This window comes from Bacillus cereus group sp. N31 (assembly GCF_016483245.1).
GTDB lineage: Bacteria > Bacillota > Bacilli > Bacillales > Bacillaceae_G > Bacillus_A > Bacillus_A toyonensis.
Window position 1 is genome coordinate 225,638 of record NZ_JAEHCH010000003.1, and the last position, 25,462, is coordinate 251,099.

Below are 25,462 nucleotides of genomic sequence, written 5' to 3' on the forward strand. Positions count from 1 at the left end.
AAAATAGGGGGTTACTATGTCAAAGTGGCAATCAAAAGAACAATTGATTCAGTTATTAAGCAATCTTGTTGAAATTCCTAGTATTACAGGTTCAGAAGCTGAAGTTATATTACCAGACTTTGTTGTAGAACAATTATCTGACTTACAGTATTTCAAACAAAATCCGCATCATTTGCAAAAAAATCCGACGGGGGATGGACGATATTTTGTTACCGCCCTAGTAAAGAAAAGTGATAGTACGAAAAATACTGTAATTCTTGTTAGTCATTTTGATGTTGTAGATGTACAAGATTATGGAGTGTGGAAAGAAGATGCATTTCATCCTAAAAAGTTAACATCTATGTTTTACTCTCATAAAGATGAACTACCAGATCATGTACGTGAAGATATAGAACAGGGAGATTGGCTATTTGGTAGAGGGACAATGGATATGAAATGTGGTCTAGCTTTACAAATGGCAATGGTTGAGCAAGCTTGTGAAGGAAGATTTGATGGGAATGTTCTTTTATTAGCTGTTCCAGATGAAGAAGTGAACTCCGTAGGGATGAGAGCAGCTGTTCCGAGATTATTAGATTTAGCAAGAGAACATGATTTAGAATTTAAAACGGTTCTAAATTCAGAGCCTATGTTTTCAAGGCATCCTGGGGACCAAAATAAGTATATTTATACTGGTTCTATTGGGAAGGTGTTACCTGGTTTCCTTTGCTATGGAAAAGAGACACATGTAGGTGAACCTTTTGCAGGCTTAAATGGGAGTTATATGGCTGCATTATTAACAGCAGAATTAGAGTTGAATACGGACCTTTGTGATATTGTAGATGGTGAAGCGAGTCCTCCACCAACTAACTTGCTTCAAAGAGACTTAAAAGAGGACTATTCTGTACAAATTCCGCATCGTGCAGTCACACTATTTAATTTGTTTTTACTAGAAAAATCGATGACAGATGTCGTTTCGTTGCTGCGTCAAAAAGTAACGAAAGTAGCAGAGAAAATCGAAGAGTCTTACGAGAAGCAAGCATATCGTTTTTCTAAATATAATCCGTTCATACCTCCTAATCTTAAAGTAAATGTATTAACGTATGAAGAGCTTATCGCGTATGCAATTGAACAACATGGAAAAGAGACAATAAATGATATTCAATCTAATATTATAAAAAATAGAGAAGATAAAGATGATCGTGCAGTAACAATCGATTTAGTTGATAAATTAGCTATATTATGTAAAGAAAAAGCGCCGATGATTGTACTTTTCTTCGCTCCGCCGTACTATCCAGCTGTGAGTTCACGCAACAATCCTTTCATTAAAGAGGTAGTTGTAGAAATGGAAAAGTATGCCCAATACAATCATAGCATTACATTTGAAAATCAAAATTATTTTGGAGGAATTTCAGATTTAAGCTATGTGGGCTTACAGAACCCATTGGATTCAATGAGTTCTCTTGTAGACAATATGCCATTATGGGATAAAGGTTATTCAATTCCACTTCAGGAATTAGAAGAGTTTGACGTTCCAGTATTAAATATGGGGCCGGTAGGAAAAGATGCACATCAATGGACAGAGCGTCTAGACGTAAATTACGCATTTGAAACGCTATTCGATATGTTACCGATATGTATTGAAAAATTACTTGTATCTAATAAAATTACACAGTCATAGTTAGGTGTGTATAAAAGTGAATGAATGGAAAACATAACATTCTTAGAGAAGGTATAGAAATAGAAACCAATAAGAGGATTTGAATATAATTATTTTAATATAATAAAAACAAAACGGGCAAACTCAATCATCTATGAATTTGTCCGTTTATCTTTTGGCGAAAATAGGGGTATGTAAACTACATGTGTATATAGTCAAAAACAGTTTGTAATTAGTGTTTACTTTTTAGTTTGATTAGATAATTCAATAGACTTTTGCGTGCAACGTTGCATAGCTGAAATGATGGCTGTTCGCAAGCCTTTTTCTTCTAATGTTGCTACAGCCTCTATTGTCGTTCCGCCTGGGGAACAAACCATATCTTTCAATGCACCTGGATGTATTCCTGTTTCCAATACCATTTTTGCAGAACCTAACACAGCTTGAGCTGCGAATTTATATGCTTGATTTCTTGGCATACCATCTAGTACAGCAGCATCTGCCATCGCTTCTATAATCATATATACGTATGCTGGCGAAGAACCACTTACAGATGTTACAACATCCATTAATTTTTCGCTTACAATCTCTGTTTGACCAAAACTATTGAAAATGTTTAGTACATCTTCTAAATCTTTTTCTGTAACCATTTCGTTAGGGCATAAAGCAGACATTCCTTCTCCAACAAGAGCAGGAGTATTAGGCATTACTCTCACAACCTTTAATTTTTTATCAAAGGCATCTTCAGTACTATTAATGCTTTTCCCTGCAGCGATTGTTACGACGATAACGTCGTTTTTGATCACTTCTTTTATTTCATTAATTACGGAGGAGTATAAGTCTGGTTTGATTGATAAAATTAAAATATCAGCATTTTTAGCTACTTCATTGTTGTCAGTAGTTGTAGTTATCCCGTATTTTTCACTAGCATTTTTTAAATTCATAGTGTTCAAATCTGAACACATGATTTTATTTGAAGAAACTATATTATTGTTTATCATACCGCCAATTATAGCCATTCCCATATTTCCGCATCCGATGAATCCAATTTGTTTGTTCATAATAACTCGATCTTGCTCCTTTTATAATTAATTATATCGGTTTGATATTATTATCTTAGAATAAGAATAACATCCCTGTGCAATATAAAGAAACATTCTAAGAGAATATATTCCTTTTTGCAACACTAAAAGATAAAAATTAACTATATTCGACATTATGTAAATATATACACTATAATTTAAGGTTTTATGCTTATGAATATGAGTTAAACTTATATCAATTTTTATTTTCATTCAGTAGGGCGATAATTTCATACAAGTAACTTGCGGCTCTATTTATTTTTAAAAATACCTCTTGACACCGAATCGAACTATATCGCATAATATAAAAAAATCAGATTGAAAATCGTTGAAGGGAATTAGTACATATGTCTTCTTACGAAAGAGAGTGGAATTCACCGGCTGAAAGATTCCTCGTATAGAATGTATCGAACCTATCCCTGAGTCTTAAATGAAAGTTTAGGCGTTCGCCTGCGTTATAGGCGTCAAGTGGATATCTATGTATATCAATCAAGGTGGTACCGCGGAACAATGACCGTTTCGTCCTTATTATTTTATTAAGGGCGAAGCGGTCATTTTTATTTTGCTCTTTCATACTACAGGGCAGCATGGATGAGAATAAATATAGCTGCAAACTGAATGAATAGAAGTGTAATGTATAAAAACTTTGATTTTAGACTTGGGGGTTACAAAAGTGAAAAAACAACGAATTGTTGTAAAGATAGGGAGTAGTTCCTTGGCAGATAGTCATGGAGGCATTTCTAAAGAACAACTTTCAGATCACGTTGCCGCATTGGCACGACTGAAACAGGAAGGGCATGAAGTTTTGTTAATTACATCTGGAGCCGTCGCAGCAGGTTTTTCTGCTCTTGGGTATCCTAGCAGACCAGTGACAACTAAAGGGAAACAGGCTGCAGCAGCTGTCGGACAAAGTTTATTAATGCAGGCGTACACAGAGGAGTTCCGTAAATATGATATTGTTACTGCACAACTTTTATTAACGAGAAGTGATTTTTCTAGAAAAGAACAATACAGTAATGCTTACGCTACTTTAGGAGAGCTACTAAACCGTTCCGCTCTTCCTATCATCAATGAAAATGATTCCATTTCTTTAGAGGAGCTGACGTTCGGTGATAATGATATGCTGTCAGCTTTAGTAAGCGGACTTTTGTCGGCAGATATGCTTATGATTTTTACGGATGTGAACGGTTTATATGACAAAAATCCTCAAAAAAATACGGATGCGAAAAAATATTATTTTCTTCCTGAAGTTACGGAAGAAATCGCTTCTCTTGCTGGAGATGCTGGTTCAAAACTTGGAACTGGCGGTATGAAATCAAAAATCGATGCTGCAAAGACGGCACTATCTCTTGGAGTGAGTGTATTTATCGGAACAGGACGTGGACAGGAAAAGTTTTTAGATGTTTTGAAGGGCAAAGGTGATGGAACGTATATCGGTAATGCTCCTCAAAAAGTAATTAAAATGAACAAGCAATGGATCGCCTTGCATTCGCTTGTTAGCGGTCAAATTGAAGTAGATGCCGGGGCAGCTACTGCTATCATTCAACATGGAAAGAGCCTTCTTCCTGCTGGTGTTACAAATGTGTCAGGATTTTTCCAAGTGGGTGAAGTCGTGGAAGTAATTACGCAACAAGGGCGCGTAATAGGAAAAGGACAATGCACATATAGCGCGGAGGAACTAAGGAATTTAAAAGGTATGCAAAGCCAAGATATTCAAGCAAGAGGCGAAAGGCATAATTATGAAGTCATCCATAGAGATCATTGGGTTTCATTTTAAGAAAAGAGAGCACGCAAATTTGAATGGGCAGGTAAGTTTTAGATACTCGTGTTAAATGGTTCTCAAATAATATACTGATTAACCTTTAAAAAGGAGGAAATAAAAATGAATGAAGTGTTGGCAAAGGGGAAAAAAGCGAAAGAGGTTGCTAGAGAACTTGTGCTTACATCTACAAATCAAAAAAATGAAGCACTTACCGCAATTGCTGATCAGTTGATAGTAGAAACAGCTTATATTGTAGAGGAAAACAAACGGGATATTGAAGAAGGTAAGGCAAAAGGATTTTCTGAGTCACTCCTTGATCGTCTTATGCTGAATGAACAACGTATCATTGATATGACTGAGGGAATTAAGCAGCTAATTGATTTACGTGATCCTGTTGGGGAATGTGTAAGTGCATGGGAAAGACCAAATGGACTATCTATTCAGGAGATGCGAGTACCACTTGGTGTTGTCGGGATGATTTACGAGGCAAGGCCGAATGTGACAGTAGATGCTGCTACAATTTGTTTGAAAACAGGAAATGCAGTCATATTGCGTGGTAGTTCTTCCGCTATCCATTCTAATAAAGCGATCGTTGCTGTAATTCACCGAGCGCTCAAACAAACGAGCTTGCCTCAAGAAAGTGTACAGCTCATAGAAGATACGACGCGAGATAGCGCGAAGCAGTTATTTACATTAAATGACTACTTGGATGTTCTTATCCCAAGAGGTGGCAAGCAATTAATCGATACTGTAGTAAGAGAAGCGTCTGTTCCAGTACTTGAAACAGGTGCGGGAAATTGTCATATTTTCATTGATGAAACAGCGGATAAACAAATGGCATTTAATATTATTATAAATGCAAAAACGCAGCGTCCATCTGTATGTAATGCAATTGAAACGATTATACTTCATGAAAAGTGGGCGCAGCAATTTGGTAGCGAACTGTTTTCTTTATTGAAGGAAAGAGGCGTGGAGCTACGTGGTGATAAGAAAGCATTGGCAATTGATTCTTCTATTGCATTCGCTTCAGAAGAGGATTGGGAAACTGAGTTTTTATCTCTCACGCTAGCAGTTAAAGTCGTTTCTACAGTAGAAGAAGCGATTCATCACATAAATACGTATGGATCCATGCATTCCGAAGCGATTATTACAGAGAACGAGGAAAACGTCAGCAAGTTTTTCACATCCGTTGATGCCGCAGCACTTTATCATAATGCATCGACTCGTTTTACGGATGGATCTGAATTCGGATTTGGCGCAGAAATTGGCATCAGTACGCAAAAGCTACACGTAAGGGGACCAATGGGACTTCCTGCATTAACTTCTACAAAATATGTGATTCGTGGGAATGGACAGATTCGGGGATAAAAATTATAAAAGAAAAAGTGAAATAATAACGAAAGACACCCAATTTCATTTAGGTGTCTTTCGTTATTATAAGTATTGATTTACCACACAAAAAGCCCCACGAGCATAGCGCTTAACAAGGAAACAGCCATTCCGCTAACAAGAAGCTTCCAAACATTTTTACCGATTATTGATGATTTTTCTCCGCCAAATAATGAATTGTAAGTTCCGTATATCATACCTACTGTACTAAAGTTAGCAAAAGAGGCTAGAAATGTAGTTGCAACAGCAATCGTATGCGGTTGTAATGACTTTAAGTTTGATTTTAAATCCATCATGGCAACAAATTCATTCGTTGTGATTTTGATTCCCATTAATTCAGCTACATACATAGCATCTTTACCTGTTAAACCGAGTAAAAAAGCAAAGGGGCTAAAGATAATGGAGAAGATTTTTTGAATTGTTAAACCTGCTACAAAAAAGCTTAAAATACCATTTAAACATGCTGTTAAAGCTACATATCCAATTACCATAGCTAAAATAACGATTACCATATTCATTCCGACTAACATACTGTTTGAAATAGTAGAAAAGAAATCTTTTTTTTCATTTTTTGAAGGTTTATAAACAACATCTTCTTCTTTCGTAACTTCAATAGGATTTAAAACATTAGCTAAAATTAATGCGTTAATACAGTTTAAAGGAATAGCGCTGAAAATATATGTTGCTGGAACCATTGACAGATAAGCACCAAGAATGGATCCGCTGACACTACTCATACTCATAATTCCAAAAGTCAACAAACGATTTTCTTTTAAAACAGATAATTGATCACGAACAACCGCAAGTGCTTCCGTATTTCCTAAAAACATCATTTGAATGGAAAAGAAACTTTCTAACTTTGGTAAACGAGAAATCTTAGAAATAAGTGCACCAACTTTATCAATGATCCAAGTTAAGACTCCAAAGTAGGAAAGGATATCAAAAAAAGTGATAACAAAAATGATAGGAAGTAAGGCGCTAAAGAAGAAATCAACTGTTTGATTTTCCATAGCTGAAGGAAATGCAAAACGAATACCTTCATTCGCGCACGATAGTAGCCAACTGAAAAATGACGCAATTTTATTAATAATAATACTGCCCAATTTGGTGCCTAACATAAACCACGTAATAAAAAGCTCCAATATGATTAGAATAACGATTGGTCTCCATTTTATTTTTCTTTTATTAGGCGAACAAAGGAAGACGATTAATATTACAACAAAAATCCCTAACATATTTAATATGAAATGCATGTCAACAACTCCTTGAGGCTTATTATTTGTATATAAAAAAGCCTCTATTCTTCCAAATTTGGATTATGATCAGGAGTTATGAAGAATGTGAATTATGTTTAGCATTCATCTATTTCAATTAATGTACTAACAATTAATGTTCTCGCTTTATAAAGTATATGTATTAGGAATGTAAAGCAACAAATTAAATCTATTGACGGAACGAAGGATAACTAATAACTGCATCCATTTTTAAATTGTTTAGGCGAAATACCAGTATGTTTTTTAAATACCTTTGTAAAATGACTTTGGTCGTGAAAATTTAGTAATGTAGAAATTTCGGATATAGAATGTCTCGTATATGTCATTAACTTTTTTGACTCATCGACTTTCGCACGCTGAATATATTCATTTAAAGAAATTCCAACTTCTTTTTTGAAAAGGGAAGATAAATAACTAGGGTTTAATGTGACTATTTCTGCAAGGATATTTAGTGTAATATCACCATAAAGATGAGTGAATATATAATTTTGACATACGTTTATATGTTTTGAATGTTGCTGCATTGTACTATTTTTGACACGTTCTGCAAACTCAAGTAAAGCATTCTCTAAAAAAGGGGGAATTGCTTCATTTTTATGTATTTCTTCGAGTTTTTGTATAAATAAATCACTAATAGTATATGCGATTTCAGGGAAAACTCCGCCTTCAATAGCAGATCTAGTTGCAAGTGTAATAGCTGCAATGGCAGAATTCTTTTGGCTTCGCAGGTGACTTGTCTTTGATAACACCCCAAGTTCTCCTGATTCAGGTAATCTCCTTAGATTTTTAATTAACTCCTCCTTTTTCCCTTGCTTAATACATTCAAATATTTTCCTCTCGGCTAGTGGATCGATATGAGTTAATGTACTTTGTCGTTGCTCTGATATATGTACATCAGGCTGTTCAATTTCGAATTCCACCTTTTTTATTAGCATGTTTTTTTGCAGTATATCAGCTATGTCCAACTGTTTCTGATATAGCATGTAATAAAGCACTAAACTTACATTTAAAAAACTCATATTATTTAATACGGGTAGAGAACGATAATATCGAATCATTTCTTCTTTGTTTATTTTTAGTTGAAGATCATTAACAATGCCGTTAATTGATGTTTCTGATAGCCTGGAATAAAGGACTGGTCCAACAATTATATTCCCACTAATTTGGTCGTTCAAACGCAGATGAATTGCGAAAAAGTTTTCGAGAAAGGCGGTCTCTACTAGTGACGGAAAAGTATAGGAAGGCTGTTCCTTATATAGTTCATTCAGTATTGCCTCTTTGGAAGAATACATAGGGTTATGCAGAATATTGGACGAGATTTCAAATACTAAATCTCCTTTGTTAGTAAGAAAATAGATAGGTGTTTTATGTAGATCAAAGACTAGCTTACAAATATAATATAGATCTTCTCGTTTGGAGCAATTCATTATTTTAACCTCTATTCTTTAAAAAACAGCTAAAATTTTTACAAGCATTCTAAAAAATATACCATAAGATCTAAAAGATAATAACTATAATATCATTAAGAAAGCGTTTACTTATATGTTTTTTAGGAGGGCTATCATGAAAAGAGATATTAAGAAAATCATTTCTGAAATGACGCTAGAAGAAAAGGCAAGTCTATGTTCTGGATTAGACTTTTGGAATACAAAAGGGATTGAACGATTAGGGATTCCATCAATTATGGTAACTGATGGACCACATGGTCTAAGAAAACAGGCAGAGGGAGCAGATCACTTAGGGATTTATAACAGTATTCCATCGACTTGTTTCCCTTCAGCAGTAGGGTTAGCAAGTACATGGAATAAAGACTTAATACATGAAGTAGGAGTTGCATTAGGAGAAGAATGTCAGGCTGAACATGTAGGTGTTCTCCTTGGACCAGGTGCAAATATTAAACGTTCACCGCTATGCGGAAGAAATTTTGAATATTTTTCAGAGGACCCGTATTTATCATCGCAAATGGCTATAAATCATGTTAAAGGTGTCCAAAGTCAAGGCATTGGAACGTCATTAAAGCATTTCGCAGCTAATAATCAAGAGCATCGCAGAATGTCTGTAGATACAATTGTTGATGAAAGAACTTTACGTGAAATTTACCTTGCAAGCTTTGAAGAGGTTATTAAGGAAGCACAGCCTTGGACAGTAATGAGTGCTTACAATAAAGTAAATGGTGAATACGTTTCGGAAAATAATTATTTGTTACATGATATTTTAAAAGATGAATGGGGATTTGAAGGCTTTGTCGTATCTGATTGGGGCGCAGTAAATGAACGTGTTGCAAGTTTAGCGAACGGTTTAGAGTTAGAAATGCCTTCAAGCTTTGGAATTGGTGAGAAGAAAATTATTGATGCAATTAATTGTGGTGAGCTATGTGTAGAAAAGCTTGATCAAGCAGTTGAGCGTCTTCTTTACATTATTTTTAAAGCTTATGATAATCAATTAGAAAACGCTACGTATAGTAAGGACACGCATCATCAGCTTGCAAGGGAAGTTGCAATTGAAAGTATGGTTATGTTACAAAATGAAGATTCCATTCTTCCGCTAAAAAAAGAGGGGACGGTAGCGGTAATTGGAGAATTTGCAAAGCAACCACGTTATCAAGGTGGCGGAAGCTCTCATATTAATCCAACAAAGCTTGAAAGTATTTTTGAAGAACTTGAAATGGTATCAGGTGAAAAAACGAACATTTTATTTGCACAAGGCTATGATCTTGCAAGCGATGACGTAGATGAAAACTTGATTAATGAAGCAAAAAAAATAGCTGAGAGCGCAGATACAGCTGTCCTTTTCGTTGGGCTTCCAGATCGTTATGAATCAGAAGGCTTTGATCGAAAACATTTACAAATGCCAGAAAATCACGTGCAATTAATTGAGGCTATTGCTGAAGTTCAAAGTAATATCGTTGTAGTTTTAAGTAATGGTGCGCCAATTGAAATGCCATGGATAGGTAAAGTAAAAGGAATACTTGAAGGCTATTTAGGTGGCCAAGCATTAGGCGGAGCAATTGCTGATTTATTATTTGGTGATGCGAATCCAAGTGGGAAGCTAGCAGAAACATTCCCGGAAGTTTTAAGCGATAATCCTTCTTACTTAAACTTCCCGGGTGAAGGTGATAAAGTAGAATATAAAGAAGGCGTGTTCGTTGGATACCGTTATTATGATGCAAAAAATATTGAACCATTGTTCCCATTTGGCTTTGGGTTAAGTTATACAAACTTTGAGTATAGTAAACTTTCAATAAGTAAAAACGAGATAAAGGATACTGTTTCTGTTCTTGTAAACGTGAAAAATGCTGGTAGTATAGCTGGGAAAGAAATTGTTCAGCTGTATATAAAAGATGTTGAAAGTAGTATGATTCGTCCTGAAAAAGAATTAAAAGGATTTGAAAAAGTAGAGTTGCAACCGGGAGAAGAAAAAACGGTTAGTTTTACTTTAAATAACAGGTCATTTGCTTATTATAATGTTGAATTGAAGGACTGGCATGTTGAAACAGGTGAATTCGAAATTTTAGTAGGAAAGTCTTCAAGAGAGATTGTTTTACAAGATAACATATTCGTTCAATCAACGACTATAATTAAAAAAACAGTGCATCGGAATACGTTACTAGGGGACATATTTGCGGACCGAATGTTAGCACCAATTGCAAAAGAGCTTATGGAAAAAGCATTAAAAGACAGCCCGTTTGCAAGTATGGCTGAAGGGGATAGTGATGCCTCTGAAATGATGGATGCTATGCTAAATTACATGCCGTTACGAGCGTTAGTAAACTTTAGTGCAGGCGCATTTACAGAAGAAATGTTAAGTGAAATAATTGAGCTATTGAACGATGCGCAAATGAATTAATAAGCGGCGCATGTGAAGAAGTTAGATGGGGGATTACGGTCTGGAAATACCCGATTGGTTTGGGCTAATATTTTATACTATTAATAAACATAGATTTACAAAAAAGCAAATGAGAGCTAGCATCTCATTTGCTTTTTTTGAATTTATTCAGCTAATGTAAAATCAAATAATTGTCCATTATCTACAGCAGGCCCATTTAGTTCTTTGTAATGTGGGACATTGATATAAAAAGGTCCTTCGGTAGATTCCCACTTATTATCTGTAGCAATAAAAGTAATTTTATAAAACCTAACGTTTTCACTTCTTTCGGTTCGTATCTAGACTATGTCTGTTACGATGCTCTTTTTCTTATTACTTTATCTTGGGTAATAGTAGTAATTACGGGAGAGAAATTGATGTAACAGTTAACTGCGTTCAATTGTTTTGTGGCATGTTAAACTTAAGCAATTTTAATCATTATTTATAAATAAGAACGATGAGTTGGCCATGAACCTTGGAGTTTCCGAAGTTGTATAATTTGTCCTGTATGATAAGCATCGTGCAAAAGGATATTCATATATTGTTGCCAAGTATACTTTTTTAATTCTTTTTTAATAAACATCTTTTGTACTCTTAACGTTAGTAATTGCAAAAATAAACATACGCTTCCTACATTATTTTTCTCCATGTAATACATTCTCCTTTCTCTTCAATATGCCTGCCCTATAGTAGAACAAGAATATGAACTGCAACGTATAAAAGAGCTAAAAAAGGAACCTCCATTATTAATAAGGTATTTAACAATCGGCGTTTTAATGGAGCAAGGATTAAAAAGATTATCAGAGTCTTTAGTTTTCGGTAATTGTAATATAATTCTAAAAATATAGAAGGTATAATTCGATAATTATAGAATTTAATATATAGCAAATAAGGAGGGGATCAAATGGAAGTCTTTCATGTAACGAGTAGAAAGAGGGAAACGTACCATATTCAAATGAAGTATTCGATACTTTTCGAATGTGCACTTGGCATTGCGGCAATTACTCATAAAAGGTTAATAGACACACTTGAAAAATCCCAAAGCGAATGGGAAGAAATTAGACAATCATTAACAGAAGAAATGAGGGAGCACTTACAGTTTGTAGAAGAGCATAATACGTGGAAAGCGCTGCTTCAGTTGTTGTATGAAGGAGATTTTCAAAATCTATCACAGTTTATTGCGAATATCGATTCGCTTTCAGAAGAAGATTTAAAGTATATATGTTTACCCTTTGTAGGAGAGAAGTATGAAGAAAAAAGACATTTAGCAGGAAATGGAGACGTAACTGCAATACAAAAATTAAAGGAACTGACACAGGATCATCAGTTTTTCTCTACGTATATTAGCTTTATATGTAATAGTGATATACAAGAACTAAAGGACCATTTTATCGCCGTTATGACAGGATGGTATGAGAGTGTTATTAAAAAAGAGGAAGAGCAATTACTTTCTATATTAGAGCGAGACTATGAAGCAAAGAATGAAATGAATAAAAAGATGAAACCGGAAGAGTTTGTCGAGTGGGCGACTGGTGGCGTTAACTATATGCCAGAGCCAAGTGTTCATTATGTACTTCTTATCCCGCAATTGACGTACAGGCCGTGGAATATAGAAGCTGATATTGAAGATACGAAAGTGTTTCATTATCCTGTCGCAAATGAAAGTATACATCCAGAAGATCCGTATGAGCCGAATTATTTTTTAGTTCAAAAACATAAAGCACTTGGGGATGAAGCGAGATTACGAATTGTAAAAATGTTGTTTGAAAAAGAACGTACATTGCAGGAAATTACGGAAAGACTGCAACTTGGTAAATCGACAGTGCATCATCATTTAAAATTATTACGTTCGGCTAAGTTAGTTGATATACATGACGGAAAATATGTATTGAGAAAAAAAGCAGTGCAGTCGTTAGCGAAAGAATTAGATGTATTTTTAAATAGATAATATACAACGAGAATGTACATAAAGGGAGGAATTAAATAGAAAAGTTGGTGAGCTATAGTGAAGAGTGTATTGAAAAATCGTTCATTCTTTTTTATGTGGATTGGTAGCGCAATTTCGGAATTAGGCGGAGCTTTCGGGACGTTGTGTAATTCAATTCTTGTTTATGAGTTAACGGGATCAAAAACAGCATTAAGTAGTATGTGGTTATTATATTTTTTCCCATCTCTCATACTGCAACTAATAAGCGGACCATTTATTGATAAATGGAGCCGAAAGTGGATTATGATTTTTTCGCAATGGATGCGGGCATCTATTTTCTTACTACCTTTAGTCATGGTAGTTACTAGTAATATAGAAGTTTGGCACGTGTATGTCGTTCAAATTATAATTGGGCTCATTACACCGCTTTATACACCTGCAAGTCAAGCAATTACACCGAGCATTGTAAGTAAAGAACAACTTCAAGATGCAAATGCGTATATTGATGGAATGACTCGTCTTATGATGTTTCTTGCGCCACTATTAGGTGGTATCGTTATTACATTCATTGGAATCAAATTAACAATGTTGTTCGTTTGTGTTTGTCTATTCAATAGTGGGGGATTGTTACTTTTCATAAAAGAAAAAAGAGTAAAACAAGAATTGAGAAAAACGTGGCTAGAACAGTTTCTTCACGGTTTTACATACTTTTTCACAAAACCAATCATCGTTTGGCTCGGTGTATTTCTTACTTTCGTACAGTTTGGAGTAGGGGTAACGATGGTTACAAATCTTCCTTATATAAAAGACGAGTTGTCCGCAGGATATGCGGAGTTTGGTTATTTTATGGCTGGTTTCCCGCTTGGCTATGTAGTTGGATCTATGCTAGTCGGAAAAGTAACATATAAAAGCCGGCGTATACTTATGCTTGGTGGATTGTTTATAGGAGGGCTCACATACATTTCGCTAGGGTTCAATCATAGTATAATAATTGCGGTAATAACTGAAGTGATTGCAGGTGTTTGCATCGCATTTTTCAATGTTCATAACACGACAATATGCCAACAAACTGTCCCGAACAATATGATAGGAAAAGTATTTTCAGTTCGACTATTTTTCATACGATCCGCTATGCCGTTAGGTGTGTTAGTAGGAGGCATACTAAGTGAAATGTGGGGAGTTAGAGCACTATACTTTATCATCGGTGCGATTATATGTGTCACTTCTTTAATAGGAATATTACTCCCATATTTTAAATTTTTAGATGAGGCAGTTGAAGAGAAAACACCATAATTCAAAAGATTTAAAACTTTATAATTGAAAATAATTATCATAATCAACTATAATAGAAGAATACTAGTATTCGAATTACAAAGAGGGAGTGGGATATATGTTTATCGAAACGAAAACATTTACTGTAAAAGAAGGTACATCAAATATAGTTGTAGAACGTTTCACTGGAGAAGGTATAATTGAAAAATTTGAAGGCTTCATTGACTTAAGTGTTCTTGTGAAAAAAGTAAGACGCGGCGATGAAGAAGTTGTCGTTATGATTCGCTGGGAATCTGAAGAGGCATGGAAAAACTGGGAAACGAGTGAAGAACATTTAGCTGGACATAGAGCGGGCCGTGGTAAACCAAAACCAGATCATATCATTAACGTTGAACACGGTGTTTATTATGTGAAATCATCGAAAGCGGCTTATCAGCAGTCGTAAAATATAAGCAGAGGATACATGTTGTAGAAATTAACATGTATCCTCTTTTTTAGTACTGGAGGGATGTAAGTGATAGAAAACCTTTCATTTATTACATATGAAAAACATAAAGAAATAGTGGAAATAATTTTAAACGAATGTTTATCTATAGAAAAAGTAACCGGATTTATGCTCATCGGTTCTGTCGCAAGAGGTGATGCATATCCTGATTCGGATTTAGACTTATATATTCTTTTAGAAGACGGACAAAAGAAGCGATTTTATTCTGAAATGAGAGAAGATATTTTAGTTGAATATAAGTATGCTGGTTTTAATCAAATACAAGTAAACTTTAAAAATAATCAGATGGAACTATATTCATTTTTAGAAGGGAAAATTTTGTTTGATAAAAGCGGTGAATTGAAAGAATTAAAGGCAATAGCAAAACAAAAATTTGAAAACTATCGAGTTGCTAGTGATAAAGTAAAGGGCATTTCTCATTGGTTACATAGTTCGCTAATTAAAATTAAGACTGCTCTGAAAGCAAAAGATGAGTTAAAAGCATCATATATAGTTCAAACATCAACTTGGACATTGTTAGAGGGAATATGGGCTATTAATAACAAGCCAGTACCTTCAGCTGGATCTGTTTTGAAGTATATTGAAACATTATCCAAAGTACCAACTCACTTTGAAGATTTTATAAATAAACTGTTTTTAGGTGACACGACAGAGCGAATCTCTTCAGCAGTTTTCTTAATTGAGTGGATTTTAATTCATTTGGAGAATAAACAATAGAATACGATTGTTAAATTTTATTGGTAAATAGATATTCCGTTTCGAATCGTTCGTATAATTTCATCCACTGTATCTTAAAAGTTGCATTGAAAAAACGTTCTAGACGATAGAAAAAAGTATTAAACTATTAAAAAATGAACACTTGAATACAACCTTAAACATTCGGGTGTTATTAATATGGGTCAAAATACTTCTGTATAGCCCCTGTTTAAAAGGAGATGAGTGAATGAAGTTGAATCATTTGAATTTATGTGTTGATGATTTATTAGAAGCGAGACATTTCTTTGAAACTTTTTTTGATTTTCAATTTTTGGAGCAAAAAGGAAAGGCACTTGTAGTGATGAGCGATGAGAGTGGATTTATACTTGTATTAAGTGATCCAAAAGCATTCAAGGGGAATAAGGACGTTACGTATCCAGAAGCTTTTCATATTGGTTTTTTAGTGGAAACTACAAATGAAGTTGATAAATCATATAATCGTTTAGTAGCTGGGGGCATTGAAATAGACAAGGCACCTTATGTGATGAGAGGTAGTAGTTATGGTTTTTATTTTACAATGTTTAATGGATTGTTAATTGAAGTATCGTGCCTTGACTATAAAGATGGTAAGAAAGTTCGATAGCAATAAGAGGAATTGTTTTGAAGATGTGAATATAGCCCCTTATCCAGTTTGGAAAGGGGCTTGAGCATTTTATTTGTATGATAAGTGAACATCAAAATGTTTATAAACTAGAGGGTATTCCTCTTAAACTAAATATTATAGATTTGAAATAAAGTTTCATAACAAGGTCTATTTTGCAAAGGAATTGCTTATGCATAAAATACCAATAATGTATACTGATACAAGAAAATTTAGAGAATTAAGCAGGTTTCCCATATGGTGCAGTACAAAACTATTATAAGTAGTACAGTGAAATAAATAGGAGGTTTTCATTATGACAGCTTCATTTAAAGCTATGGCGTTCCAGTTGAAAACGGAACGACTTGACCTGAATATGTGGGAGGAATCCGATGCAGTCTGGCTTAGAGAACTAATTGGTGAACGTGGAGTGGAAATGCCAACCGTTGAATCTGTTCGTAACGATCTTATTGAGAAGCGCAAGAAAGCAACCGAAAATGGCATATCCCTTCTCACGATTCGTAGACGAGACGAAGGCGATTTCATCGGATACTGTGGCTTAATTATCGGTCGTTCCACGCTTGAAGAGCCGGAGATTGCATATGAGTTGTTCCGCAGTGCTCATCGTATGGGTTATGCGACAGAGGCAGCATCTGCAGTACTGGAGGCTGCGATTGCTACGGGTCGCAAAAGACTTTGGTCAACTGTAGGTGCTTGGAATACGGCGTCCTTCCGGGTATTAGAAAAGATAGGATTTAAGCGGCATCACAGTACGTTTGGTGAACGAGGTGAGATTGTTTGGAACGTACGCGATCTGTAGAAATCGGATTAGATTCGGAACAATTAAAAATGTAAAAGAAAGCCCATATGTTAGATATGGGCTTTTCCTTATAGTAAATATTGATTTTGTATTTATTAAGTGTAATAGTCTATCTTTTACCATAGTTTTTTACATCATCATATAATTCCAGCGCCTCTTTCACATTCAATCCGTTCTTCACAATACCATGAATCGCTTGAATCATCGCAGCGGGGTGTTCGGATTGCCATATGTTTCGGCCCATGTCTACTCCAATTGCACCTTCTTGCAGTGCATTGTACGTAATGTTTAATGCGTCTTCGATTGAATCTAGTTTCGGTCCACCGGCGATGACGACTGGGGCAGGGCATGTGCTCGTTATTTTTTCGAATCCTTCGCAGTAGTACGTTTTAATAATGTCAGCACCCATTTCAACACATACGCGGGAAGCGAGTGCGAGGAAGCGTGCCTCTCGTTTTTGTAGTTCTTTTGCGACCGCGGTAATGCCGAGAACTGGTAATCCGTAATCATGAGCTTCTGAAACTACGTTTGCGAGATTTAAAACCGTTTGTGTTTCATAGTCTGATCCAACAAAGACAGAAACGCCGACGCCAATTGCGTTTTGTTTTACTGCTTCTTTCACAGGTGTAACAATAGTTTCGTTCGCTAAATCTTTACCGACGACAGTAGCTCCGCCAGATACACGCATAACCATCGGTGTGCTGCAGTTTTCAGGAATACAAGAGCTAAGTACACCTCGCGTTAAAAAAAGGGAATCTGTATAAGGAAGTAAGTTTTTAACTGTTTCTAATGGTTGTTCTAGTCCGTGAATCGGTCCTAAAAAATAGCCATGGTCGATCGCTAACATAACCGCTCTTCCATCAGGTAAAATTGTATTTAATCGATTTTTAAATCCCCAAGTCATTCGAAATCACTCCTTCGTTAATGTTGGATTTTCCGTTTGTACAGTATCTTTATTTGGTAAATGTGGTGACTTTATAAAAACAGCTTTAAAAGGTTTGTCAGAATGGTTAATAAGATAATGAGATTCATGAGGACGAACTTGTAAGACATCACCTTGTTTAATTGGAACTCTTTCATTATTTACATAGAATTCTATTTCTCCTTCTAATGCATAAAAGACTTCCTCGCATGTTGTATGGTAATGATTTTGAAACTCTTGCCCAGGCTGAATGACAACAAGGCCAAGATCAATATTTGGACCTTGTATTAAATATTTCGGCCCGTTATCACCGAAGCGATAGGAGAAATCATTTTCATTCGCTTTTCGCATACATTTCACTCCTTTATGTAATGTGTTACAGTGCACCTGGTGCGATCCACATATGTGATGTAAGTCCTATATCAGCTAAAGTGAGCTGACTGTCATACACAGTTTTCCAAGTTTCATAGAACGCCTTATATAGTTCGTGATTTTCAGTAACTGGTTCGAATGTGTTTTCCCACTGTACAAACTGTTCGGCAGTCTCTCCTATAGATGAATATATGCCAACACCAACACCAGCAGCAATCGCAGTTCCTAAAGCAGCTGCTTCTTTCACAACAGGTACTTTAACAGGAATTCCGAGTACGTCTGAAAGAATTTGTGGCCAAAGTTTTCCTTTAGCGGCGCCGCCAGCAAAAATAACTTCAGAAGGGAACGTACCAGTTAGATTTTCTATTAATTTTAAGTTACCAAGTGTAACGAAGGCGGCATTTTCTTCGATAGCGCGGAACATTTCTTTTTTTCCACATTTGTCAGCATCTAAGCTTAAATTTAAAAAAGAAGGTGAGGCATGACGCCAAGAAATGTAGTTCATGACGTTTGAAAAAGTAGGGATAATGCCATGTGAACCGACCGGTACGTCTTTCGCTTGTTCTTCTAACAATTCATAAGCATCTACACCGAGTTTTTCTGCAAGTTTCTTTTCTTCTTGGCAAAAGGCATCTCGAAACCAGCGCATAACGAGACCTGGGAAAAAGGCAATCGTTTCATATTGCCATAGGTTTGGAACGACGTGGCAATTTACGCGAATCGCAGCATGCGGATCTGTTATTGGTTTAGTAATATTCACTTCTTGTTGCCAAAAGCTGCCCCCGCATATTAATGTTTGATTAGTCTTCACGACTCCAGTTCCGAGTGATGCCATTTGAGCATCTCCGCCCCCGGCGATTACAGGAATTCCTTCGCGTAAACCAGTTAATGCTGCACACTCTTTTGTAACATTACCAATCACGGTGCCAGCTTCATTTACTTTTGGTGAAAACGGTAAAGTTATCCCGCACTCTTTAGCGACATCGTTATCCCAAGTTCTATTGTGTAAATCAAAAATTCCGGACGTACAACCGTTTGAAGGGTCGATTTGCAGTACGCCGCTTAATTTATATAAAATCCAATCATTTAACATCGTAAAAGAATGAATATTGCTATAGACTTCAGGTTCATGTTTTTTAATCCAAAGTAGGCGAGGTAAAGCCCCTAATGAAAAAGTTTGCCCAGATCTTGTATATAAATCTTCTTCAAGATGTGACCGAATTTCTTTTAGTTCACTAACTTCAGCGGATGCGCGCCCATCAACATTTGCACAAGCCCATATTTCTTGCCCATCTTTATCATATAAAACAAAACCTTCTCGCATACTAGTAGCGCTAATAGCTTGAATAGAAGAAGGAGAGACACTACTTTTTTGTAGAACTTCTTTCGTGCACTGTTGTACTAGCTCCCAGTTTTCAATTACATCAAAATTCATAGAGCCTGGGTAAAGAGGGTCGGTTTTATGAACCCATTCTTTTTGACTGACCGCAATTTGATTACCGAGTAAATCAAAAAGTACAGCTCGAATACTTCCCGTACCAGCATCAAAAGCTAATAAAGTAGACATTAACAATCACCATCCTTTCGTAATAAGGAGAGGGCTGTTTCCTCATCTGTAATTAATGTATGAATGAACTTTCCTTTTAAGGCACCATAAATTGCATCTATCTTTTCTGTACCTCCAGCAACACCAATGACATGTTTCATATTGCGAAGAATAGAGAGCGGCGTGCCAATAAGACGATTGTGATGCGGAAGCTCCAATAAATCGCCATTCGTATTATAAAACTGTCCTAAAATATCGCCAGTACCGTTTTGGCTACGAATATATGTCATTTCACGTAGTGTTAATTTTTCTTCTCTCACAATGGTAGCATCTTGAGATAACCCTCCAATACCGACAACTGTCGTTTGTGCAAGTGAAGCGACATGAAGCATATCTTTCACACTCGGTTCTGATAAAATACTTTTTGCCATTTCAGTAGTAGATGCAAGAAAAGGAGTGGGGATAATATGAAGATCACCTTGCATGTAATGTAAATAATTTTGTTTTCTTGGGAGGTAGTGGTTGACTCCGCCTGTTAGCGTTACGATTGAAAGATTAATAGAACTTTCAAAATGAATGTTTTCTAGCATTTTGCTAATCGTTTCTCCCCAGCCAATACCGAGTAAATCGCCTTGCTGGAGCTGAGTCTCTAAATATTGTGCAGCAGCTTTTCCGAGAGAAGTGGCATAATTGTCTATTGGAGTAGGGATAATGAAAGCATCTTTTAGGTTGAATTTTTTCATTAGGTCACGCTCAATGCTCAAACAGTGTAAACCAGTCCCTTTTACGTGAAAAGTAACGATTCCTTCACTGCGCGCCTTATCTAATAACCGAACCACTTTATTTCTTGAAATGTGAAGAAGTGAAGCGATTTCTTGTTGTGTTAATTGATCTTTATAATAGTACCAAGCGACTTTTGTTAACAAATTTTCTTCAAAGTTCAGCTGTGGCATACTCTTCATCCCTTTCAACAATTGACCAATGCTTAAACATATGTGCCACATATTTTGTTTATTCCAGTTGAAACGATGAAACGTCTGGTGAAAAAAGTGTTCTAGATATGAAAAAAGGAATATACAATGCTACAAAACAAGTAGAACAAATAATCATTTTCTCAAAAAATGTTCTGCATAAAGTGAAACTGTAATTAGTGGGGGTTTTATTCATTCCACTGATTTTCAGCCCGCACCAATCGGGCATGAACGGGTAGTAAATAGCGGGATAAAGGCAGGTGACATCATGTGGAGAACATACCCTTATTACAAGTAAAGAAAATGAGTAAGGCGTTTTCAAATCAACTTGTGCTAAAAGAAGTGAACTTACAAGTAGAGCGTGGAGATATATACGCTTTAGTTGGGGGAAATGGTGCTGGAAAATCAACATTAATGAAAATATTAACGGGGTTATATTCGTATGATAGTGGAGAAATGTATGTAAAAGGAAAGAGGCAACAATTTTCAAATCCGTCAGAAGCACATCGAGAACGTATGTATTTAATACCACAAGAACCACTCATTTTTCCGCATATGACTATTGAAGAAAATATATGTATTGGGCTAAACAGAAAGAAAAAGGAACTGAAAGTAAAGATTCAGCAATTAATGGACAGTTTAGGTTGGGATATTGCCCTTTATGAGCTAGGAGCATCGTTATCCATTGCGCAGCAACAATTAGTAGAAATCGTTAGGGGATTAATACGAGAAGCCGAGATTCTTATTTTAGATGAGCCAACATCGACATTAACAACTCACGAAATGAAGAGTCTTTTTGTGTTGATGAAAAGTTTACAAGAAAAAGGAATTGGGATGATATACATTACGCATCGTTTTCCAGAAATTTTTGAAATTGCTAATAAAGTAGCGATATTACGTGATGGAATGATTATAAGCCAAGGGGATGTATGTGACTATACTTATGACATGCTGATGGAGGGACTATTGCCAAAAGGATATAAACAGGAAGAAAAAAGAGAAGTAGTTCAAGAGATAGAAAGGACGAAAAAAATATTAGAAGTAACGAATGTAACTGGCCACGCATTTTCAAATATATCATTCGCTGTACACGCTGGAGAAATTGTAGGTATTGCTGGCATCGTTGGATCAGGTAGAACTGAATTAGCAGAAGCAATATTTGGATTGAAATCTATAAAAACAGGGTCTATTTTATTAGAAGGAAAATCTATTGATACATTTTCTTTGCATAAAAGGCTAGGCGAAGGACTCGTTTATGTGCCAGAGGATAGGGCGAGGAATGGGATTTTCTCAATCGCATCTGTTACAGAAAATATTACAGCAGCATGTTTACAGCAAAATAATCGTTTTTTTATTAGCCGAGAAAAAGAAAGCGCTTTAGCGAAGTCGTATATAGACCAGTTTCGAATTGTTGTGCCAAACATGAATGAAGAACTGGCATCTTTATCAGGAGGTAATCAGCAAAAAGTCGTGCTTGCGAAATATTTAGCATGTAACCCAAAAATTATTATTCTCGATGAACCGACGCGCGGAATTGATGCAAAAGCAAGACTTGAAGTGTATGAGGCGATAGAAAAAATGAAAGGGGAAGGACTCGCCATATTAATGAACTCTTCAGATATTGAGGAAATTGTCCAATTTTCTAACCGTGTATATGTAATGCGAAATGGTCAATTTGTTTCTCATTTAGAGAAAGAACAAATGAGTGTAGGTGAAGTTACACGTCTTGCATACGGGGGTGTAACGGAATGAAACGCATGTATAAAATGCACGAAACGTCTATCATACTGTTACTACTTATGTATATAGCCATTGTCGGAATGATAAATCCTAGTTTTGTTCAGTTTAACTCGTTATCTTTAATGATGAAATCAAGCGTTATTTTAGTCGTTCTAGCAATTGGCCAATCTTTCGTCTTATTTACGAAAAATATAGACGTATCAGTTGGCTCGATTATGGGATTAAGCGCAGCGGTTTGCGGAATGTTGTTAACGAACGGGTATAGTGCATTCTTTTCAATTGTTGCTACTATGATACTTGGCACTATTATCGGTTTCGTAAACGGGATTGGCGTTGCGAAGTTTCGGGTACCAGCCATTATTATGACATTAGGCATGCTAGGAATTATTAGAGGTGCAATGTTAATCTTCACAGGCGGGAAGTGGATTGAAGATATTCCAAACGATTTTAAGCAGCTGTCATCTATCGTCATACTTGGTCTACCGATAACTGTATGGATTGTTCTTATTATTTTACTACTACTCTATTTCTTTTTAATGAAAGTGCCGTACGGAAGATACTTTTATGCGGTAGGTGATAATGAAAATGGTGCAAGACTCATTGGGATACCTGTTAATAAAGTGAAGATAAATGCGTTTATTATATCGAGCATAAGTGCGGCACTTGCTGGTTGCATTTTTGTTATGAATATCGGGTTCGTTCCAAATCAAACAGGTACAGGAATAGAACTACAGGCTATCGCAGCTGCTGTGCTAGGAGGAATTCATTTAAAAGGGGGAACAGGTTCTATATTTGGGGCCGCATTAGGTGCATTATTTTTAGAAGCAATAAGCAGTTCACTCGTCTTTTTAAAAATACCAGCATTTTGGAATAATGCTATTTCAGGATTTTTACTATTACTTATTATTATATTAGATAGTGTAATGAAAAAGTGGAGAGCAGAAAGGAGGATGAATATATGAAGCATGTTTACAGATGGGAAGGTGTTCTAATCGTATTCCTTCTTATAGAATTCATTCTCTTTAGTTTTCTAAATAGTGATTTCTTCAACGTTAGTAATCTCCTTTTTAGTACAAATGATTTCCTATTTATCGCAATCGCGGCGATACCAATGACTTTCGTTATTGTAACAGGAGGAATTGATGTATCGGTCGGCTCAATAATGGGGCTCACTTCGATTTTGATTGGTGTACTTTGGATGAGCGGAATACCTATTTTGTTTGCTGTCATAATCGCCCTAATAATAAGTTGCTTAGCAGGCGCTTTAAACGGAATCATTATAAAAATGACAGGTGTAGAACCACTTGTCGTTACACTCGGAACGATGTTTTTATACGGAGGAATTGCACTCGTCATTTCAGGAGGTGCGGGCGCTTCTGGATACGAAGGAATAAGTGGTTTACCTGATGCGTATGTGCAACTGGCAAATGGTAGTTTAGTAGGAATACCTAATCTATTATGGATCCTAACTGTATTAACTGTTTTATGCACTGTATTGTTTCATCGTACCATATATGGGCGCCACGTAAAATTAACAGGCGCAAACGAAAATGCAGCGAAATACACCGGAATCAAAAAGGAGAAAGTAGTCATCATCGCTTATATAATTTCTGGGTTAGGAGGTGGATTAGGGGGAGCTTTCTTAACTGCATATTTTGGTTCCGCACGTGCTGATATGGGAAGTGAAACGATTTTACCGATCATTACAGCAGTCGTATTAGGCGGGACACTTATTACAGGGGGAAAAGGAAGTATTATCGGTACTGTACTAGCGAGTGTATTTATAGGACTAATGCAGTATGGCTTGCAAATGACAGGCTTAACTAATGAACAATCCAATGTAGTGATTGGTATTATCCTTATTCTTTCAGTTATTATGAGACATTTCAAAGTACATCCATTCTTAGTGGGAAAAAGAAGGAATTTGCATAAGGGGGAAATGTCATGAAGAGAAAACTGGGGATTGTTATTATTGTATGTATTTGTTTAATCGGTTTAATTGCTTGCTCTAGTCAAACAGCAGATAAGAAAAATGCTGATGATGTAAAATTTGCATTCATCCCGAAATTAACTGGAGTTGGTTTTTTCACATCAGGTGGTGAAGGTGCGAAAGAGATGGGGGATAAACTAGGTGTACAAGTAAAATATGATGGACCGTCTGAAGCGAGTGTATCAGGACAAGTGAAATATATAAATAATTTTATTAACCAAAACTATGATGCATTAATGGTTTCTTCTACATCAGTGGATGGCCTATCACAATCACTGCAACGTGCTAAGAAAAAAGGGATGACAGTGTTAACGTGGGATTCTGATGTGAATCCGAAAGATCGTTCTTTTTATATAAGTCAAGGAACACCAGATCAACTTGCGAATGTATTGATTGAAATGACTTCAAAGCAAATTGGAGATAAAGGAAAAGTAGCATTCTTTTATTCAAGTCCAACTGTAACGGATCAAAACCAATGGGTAACGAAGGCGAAAGAAATAATTAAAAAGAAATATCCGAACTGGGAAATTGTAACGACTCAATATGGTGAAAATAATGCGCAAAAGTCTTTGTCAGTAGGGGAGAACATATTAAAAACGTATCCTGATATAAACGCAGTCATTTGTCCAGATGCAACAGCACTTCCAGCAATGGCACAAGCAGCAGAAAATTTAAAAATGGATAAAAAAGTAGTTGTAACTGGATTTTCTACGCCGAACGTTATGCGTGATTATGTAAAACGAGGAACAGTACAACAATTTGGATTATGGGATGTAAAACAGCAAGGGGCTCTCGCAACATATGTAGCAAATGAAATTGTTGTAAAAGGGAAGAAGTTAAAAGTAGGGGATAGCTTCGAAGTAAAAGGTATCGGAAAAGTGAAAGTAGAGCCTAACTCCATACAAGGATATGACTATGAGGCAGAAGGAAACGGAATTATCGTATTACCAGAGCGAGTTGTCTTTACGAAAGATAATATTGATAAGTATAATTTTTAAAGAAGAAAAAACGTCCGAATATATCGGACGTTTTTATTATGTCATTTTGTGAATGTATT

Annotated in this window: 22 protein-coding genes and 1 other annotated feature; of the genes, 14 read left to right on the forward strand and 8 right to left on the reverse strand. The window is 35.9% G+C overall.

What is annotated here, in order from left to right:
- Window positions 1-16: 16 nt before the first annotated feature.
- On the forward strand, window positions 17-1,657 hold the full coding sequence (locus JDS81_RS07620) for a M20/M25/M40 family metallo-hydrolase (RefSeq protein ID WP_000049536.1): 1,641 nt from the start codon (window positions 17-19) through the stop codon (window positions 1,655-1,657).
- Between the two features lie 218 nt (window positions 1,658-1,875).
- Here the strand turns inward: JDS81_RS07620 and proC are convergent, their stop codons facing one another.
- A complete protein-coding gene (gene proC / locus JDS81_RS07625; protein ID WP_001041316.1) occupies window positions 1,876-2,694 on the reverse strand; it encodes a pyrroline-5-carboxylate reductase in 819 nt (272 codons plus the stop codon).
- Window positions 2,695-3,034: 340 nt separating this feature from the next.
- Window positions 3,035-3,245: a binding site (T-box leader), on the forward strand.
- 143 nt (window positions 3,246-3,388) lie between these two features.
- On the opposite strand from proC, the gene proB reads away from it, so the two are divergent.
- Both proB and JDS81_RS07635 read left to right on the forward strand, forming a co-directional pair.
- The gene (proB, locus tag JDS81_RS07630; RefSeq protein WP_097954640.1) at window positions 3,389-4,492 is read left to right on the forward strand and encodes a glutamate 5-kinase; all 1,104 of its coding nucleotides are present in this window, start codon (window positions 3,389-3,391) and stop codon (window positions 4,490-4,492) included.
- A gap of 105 nt (window positions 4,493-4,597) precedes the next feature.
- Window positions 4,598-5,845 (forward strand): glutamate-5-semialdehyde dehydrogenase, encoded by a 1,248-nt coding sequence (locus JDS81_RS07635; protein ID WP_097954641.1) that lies wholly within the window; start codon window positions 4,598-4,600, stop codon window positions 5,843-5,845.
- Window positions 5,846-5,925: 80 nt separating this feature from the next.
- On the opposite strand, the gene JDS81_RS07640 is transcribed toward JDS81_RS07635, so the two are convergent.
- Together JDS81_RS07640 and JDS81_RS07645 are read right to left on the reverse strand one after the other, a co-directional pair.
- Window positions 5,926-7,119, reverse strand: a complete 1,194-nt coding sequence (locus JDS81_RS07640) for a nucleoside transporter C-terminal domain-containing protein (RefSeq protein WP_000545491.1) — start codon at window positions 7,117-7,119, stop codon at window positions 5,926-5,928.
- A gap of 212 nt (window positions 7,120-7,331) precedes the next feature.
- The gene (locus tag JDS81_RS07645; RefSeq protein ID WP_087969418.1) at window positions 7,332-8,567 is read right to left on the reverse strand and encodes a helix-turn-helix domain-containing protein; all 1,236 of its coding nucleotides are present in this window, start codon (window positions 8,565-8,567) and stop codon (window positions 7,332-7,334) included.
- Window positions 8,568-8,703: 136 nt separating this feature from the next.
- Here JDS81_RS07645 and JDS81_RS07650 point away from each other — a divergent pair, with 136 nt between their 5' ends.
- Window positions 8,704-10,986, forward strand: a complete 2,283-nt coding sequence (locus tag JDS81_RS07650; RefSeq protein ID WP_097954642.1) for a glycoside hydrolase family 3 C-terminal domain-containing protein — start codon at window positions 8,704-8,706, stop codon at window positions 10,984-10,986.
- A gap of 460 nt (window positions 10,987-11,446) precedes the next feature.
- Here the strand turns inward: JDS81_RS07650 and JDS81_RS07655 are convergent, their stop codons facing one another.
- Window positions 11,447-11,653 (reverse strand): hypothetical protein, encoded by a 207-nt coding sequence (locus JDS81_RS07655; RefSeq protein ID WP_097954643.1) that lies wholly within the window; start codon window positions 11,651-11,653, stop codon window positions 11,447-11,449.
- Between the two features lie 255 nt (window positions 11,654-11,908).
- On the opposite strand from JDS81_RS07655, the gene JDS81_RS07660 reads away from it, so the two are divergent.
- From JDS81_RS07660 to JDS81_RS07685, 6 genes are all read left to right on the forward strand, one after another.
- Window positions 11,909-12,952, forward strand: a complete 1,044-nt coding sequence (locus tag JDS81_RS07660; RefSeq protein WP_097954644.1) for an ArsR/SmtB family transcription factor — start codon at window positions 11,909-11,911, stop codon at window positions 12,950-12,952.
- 57 nt (window positions 12,953-13,009) lie between these two features.
- On the forward strand, window positions 13,010-14,224 hold the full coding sequence (locus tag JDS81_RS07665) for an MFS transporter (protein ID WP_097954645.1): 1,215 nt from the start codon (window positions 13,010-13,012) through the stop codon (window positions 14,222-14,224).
- A 97-nt stretch (window positions 14,225-14,321) separates the two neighbouring features.
- Complete coding sequence (gene hmoA / locus JDS81_RS07670; RefSeq protein ID WP_000469501.1) at window positions 14,322-14,648, forward strand: heme-degrading monooxygenase HmoA; 327 nt, start codon at window positions 14,322-14,324, stop codon at window positions 14,646-14,648.
- A 69-nt stretch (window positions 14,649-14,717) separates the two neighbouring features.
- Entirely contained in the window at window positions 14,718-15,425 is a 708-nt protein-coding gene (locus JDS81_RS07675; RefSeq protein WP_097954646.1) for a nucleotidyltransferase family protein, read from the forward strand.
- A 226-nt stretch (window positions 15,426-15,651) separates the two neighbouring features.
- The gene (locus tag JDS81_RS07680; RefSeq protein ID WP_000773071.1) at window positions 15,652-16,047 is read left to right on the forward strand and encodes a VOC family protein; all 396 of its coding nucleotides are present in this window, start codon (window positions 15,652-15,654) and stop codon (window positions 16,045-16,047) included.
- Window positions 16,048-16,360: 313 nt separating this feature from the next.
- Window positions 16,361-16,864 (forward strand): GNAT family N-acetyltransferase, encoded by a 504-nt coding sequence (locus JDS81_RS07685; protein ID WP_087969414.1) that lies wholly within the window; start codon window positions 16,361-16,363, stop codon window positions 16,862-16,864.
- 109 nt (window positions 16,865-16,973) lie between these two features.
- Here JDS81_RS07685 and lsrF read toward each other — a convergent pair whose 3' ends face one another.
- The 4 genes from lsrF to JDS81_RS07705 are packed head-to-tail and all read right to left on the reverse strand — an operon-like array spanning window position 16,974 to window position 20,675.
- Window positions 16,974-17,768: a 3-hydroxy-5-phosphonooxypentane-2,4-dione thiolase gene (lsrF, locus tag JDS81_RS07690; protein ID WP_097954648.1), complete on the reverse strand. Its 795-nt coding sequence runs from the start codon at window positions 17,766-17,768 to the stop codon at window positions 16,974-16,976.
- Window positions 17,769-17,774: 6 nt separating this feature from the next.
- Window positions 17,775-18,137, reverse strand: coding sequence for a cupin domain-containing protein (locus JDS81_RS07695; RefSeq protein ID WP_097954649.1), 363 nt, complete (start codon window positions 18,135-18,137; stop codon window positions 17,775-17,777).
- A gap of 25 nt (window positions 18,138-18,162) precedes the next feature.
- On the reverse strand, window positions 18,163-19,725 hold the full coding sequence (lsrK, locus tag JDS81_RS07700) for an autoinducer-2 kinase (protein WP_142311462.1): 1,563 nt from the start codon (window positions 19,723-19,725) through the stop codon (window positions 18,163-18,165).
- The gene (locus JDS81_RS07705) at window positions 19,725-20,675 is read right to left on the reverse strand and encodes a sugar-binding transcriptional regulator (protein ID WP_141499325.1); all 951 of its coding nucleotides are present in this window, start codon (window positions 20,673-20,675) and stop codon (window positions 19,725-19,727) included. Before JDS81_RS07705 ends, lsrK begins: the two co-directional genes overlap by 1 nt.
- Window positions 20,676-20,945: 270 nt before the next feature.
- On the opposite strand from JDS81_RS07705, the gene JDS81_RS07710 reads away from it, so the two are divergent.
- Genes JDS81_RS07710 through lsrB form a run of 4 tightly spaced genes read left to right on the forward strand, consistent with a single transcriptional unit; the run spans window position 20,946 to window position 25,403 of the window.
- Window positions 20,946-22,427, forward strand: coding sequence for a sugar ABC transporter ATP-binding protein (locus JDS81_RS07710; protein WP_142312437.1), 1,482 nt, complete (start codon window positions 20,946-20,948; stop codon window positions 22,425-22,427).
- Window positions 22,424-23,377 (forward strand): ABC transporter permease subunit, encoded by a 954-nt coding sequence (locus tag JDS81_RS07715; protein WP_097954652.1) that lies wholly within the window; start codon window positions 22,424-22,426, stop codon window positions 23,375-23,377. Before JDS81_RS07710 ends, JDS81_RS07715 begins: the two co-directional genes overlap by 4 nt.
- Entirely contained in the window at window positions 23,374-24,363 is a 990-nt protein-coding gene (locus tag JDS81_RS07720; protein WP_142316343.1) for an ABC transporter permease, read from the forward strand. The genes JDS81_RS07715 and JDS81_RS07720 overlap by 4 nt, the downstream gene beginning before the upstream one ends.
- Window positions 24,360-25,403, forward strand: a complete 1,044-nt coding sequence (lsrB, locus tag JDS81_RS07725; RefSeq protein ID WP_097954654.1) for an autoinducer 2 ABC transporter substrate-binding protein LsrB — start codon at window positions 24,360-24,362, stop codon at window positions 25,401-25,403. Before JDS81_RS07720 ends, lsrB begins: the two co-directional genes overlap by 4 nt.
- Window positions 25,404-25,462 lie beyond the last annotated feature (59 nt).

Excerpts from the sequence above, each read along its gene's own strand:
- JDS81_RS07715 (WP_097954652.1), top strand. The coding sequence starts at position 22,424 with ATGAAACGCATGTATAAAATGCACGAAACGTCTATCATACTGTTACTA.
- JDS81_RS07695 (WP_097954649.1), bottom strand. The coding sequence starts at position 18,137 with ATGCGAAAAGCGAATGAAAATGATTTCTCCTATCGCTTCGGTGATAAC.
- JDS81_RS07645 (WP_087969418.1), bottom strand. The coding sequence starts at position 8,567 with ATGAATTGCTCCAAACGAGAAGATCTATATTATATTTGTAAGCTAGTC.
- JDS81_RS07660 (WP_097954644.1), top strand. The coding sequence starts at position 11,909 with ATGGAAGTCTTTCATGTAACGAGTAGAAAGAGGGAAACGTACCATATT.
- JDS81_RS07635 (WP_097954641.1), top strand. The coding sequence starts at position 4,598 with ATGAATGAAGTGTTGGCAAAGGGGAAAAAAGCGAAAGAGGTTGCTAGA.
- JDS81_RS07680 (WP_000773071.1), top strand. The coding sequence starts at position 15,652 with ATGAAGTTGAATCATTTGAATTTATGTGTTGATGATTTATTAGAAGCG.
- lsrF (WP_097954648.1), bottom strand. The coding sequence starts at position 17,768 with ATGACTTGGGGATTTAAAAATCGATTAAATACAATTTTACCTGATGGA.
- lsrB (WP_097954654.1), top strand. The coding sequence starts at position 24,360 with ATGAAGAGAAAACTGGGGATTGTTATTATTGTATGTATTTGTTTAATC.
- JDS81_RS07620 (WP_000049536.1), top strand. The coding sequence starts at position 17 with ATGTCAAAGTGGCAATCAAAAGAACAATTGATTCAGTTATTAAGCAAT.
- hmoA (WP_000469501.1), top strand. The coding sequence starts at position 14,322 with ATGTTTATCGAAACGAAAACATTTACTGTAAAAGAAGGTACATCAAAT.
- JDS81_RS07685 (WP_087969414.1), top strand. The coding sequence starts at position 16,361 with ATGACAGCTTCATTTAAAGCTATGGCGTTCCAGTTGAAAACGGAACGA.
- JDS81_RS07655 (WP_097954643.1), bottom strand. The coding sequence starts at position 11,653 with ATGGAGAAAAATAATGTAGGAAGCGTATGTTTATTTTTGCAATTACTA.
- lsrK (WP_142311462.1), bottom strand. The coding sequence starts at position 19,725 with ATGTCTACTTTATTAGCTTTTGATGCTGGTACGGGAAGTATTCGAGCT.
- JDS81_RS07640 (WP_000545491.1), bottom strand. The coding sequence starts at position 7,119 with ATGCATTTCATATTAAATATGTTAGGGATTTTTGTTGTAATATTAATC.
- proC (WP_001041316.1), bottom strand. The coding sequence starts at position 2,694 with ATGAACAAACAAATTGGATTCATCGGATGCGGAAATATGGGAATGGCT.
- JDS81_RS07720 (WP_142316343.1), top strand. The coding sequence starts at position 23,374 with ATGAAGCATGTTTACAGATGGGAAGGTGTTCTAATCGTATTCCTTCTT.
- JDS81_RS07650 (WP_097954642.1), top strand. The coding sequence starts at position 8,704 with ATGAAAAGAGATATTAAGAAAATCATTTCTGAAATGACGCTAGAAGAA.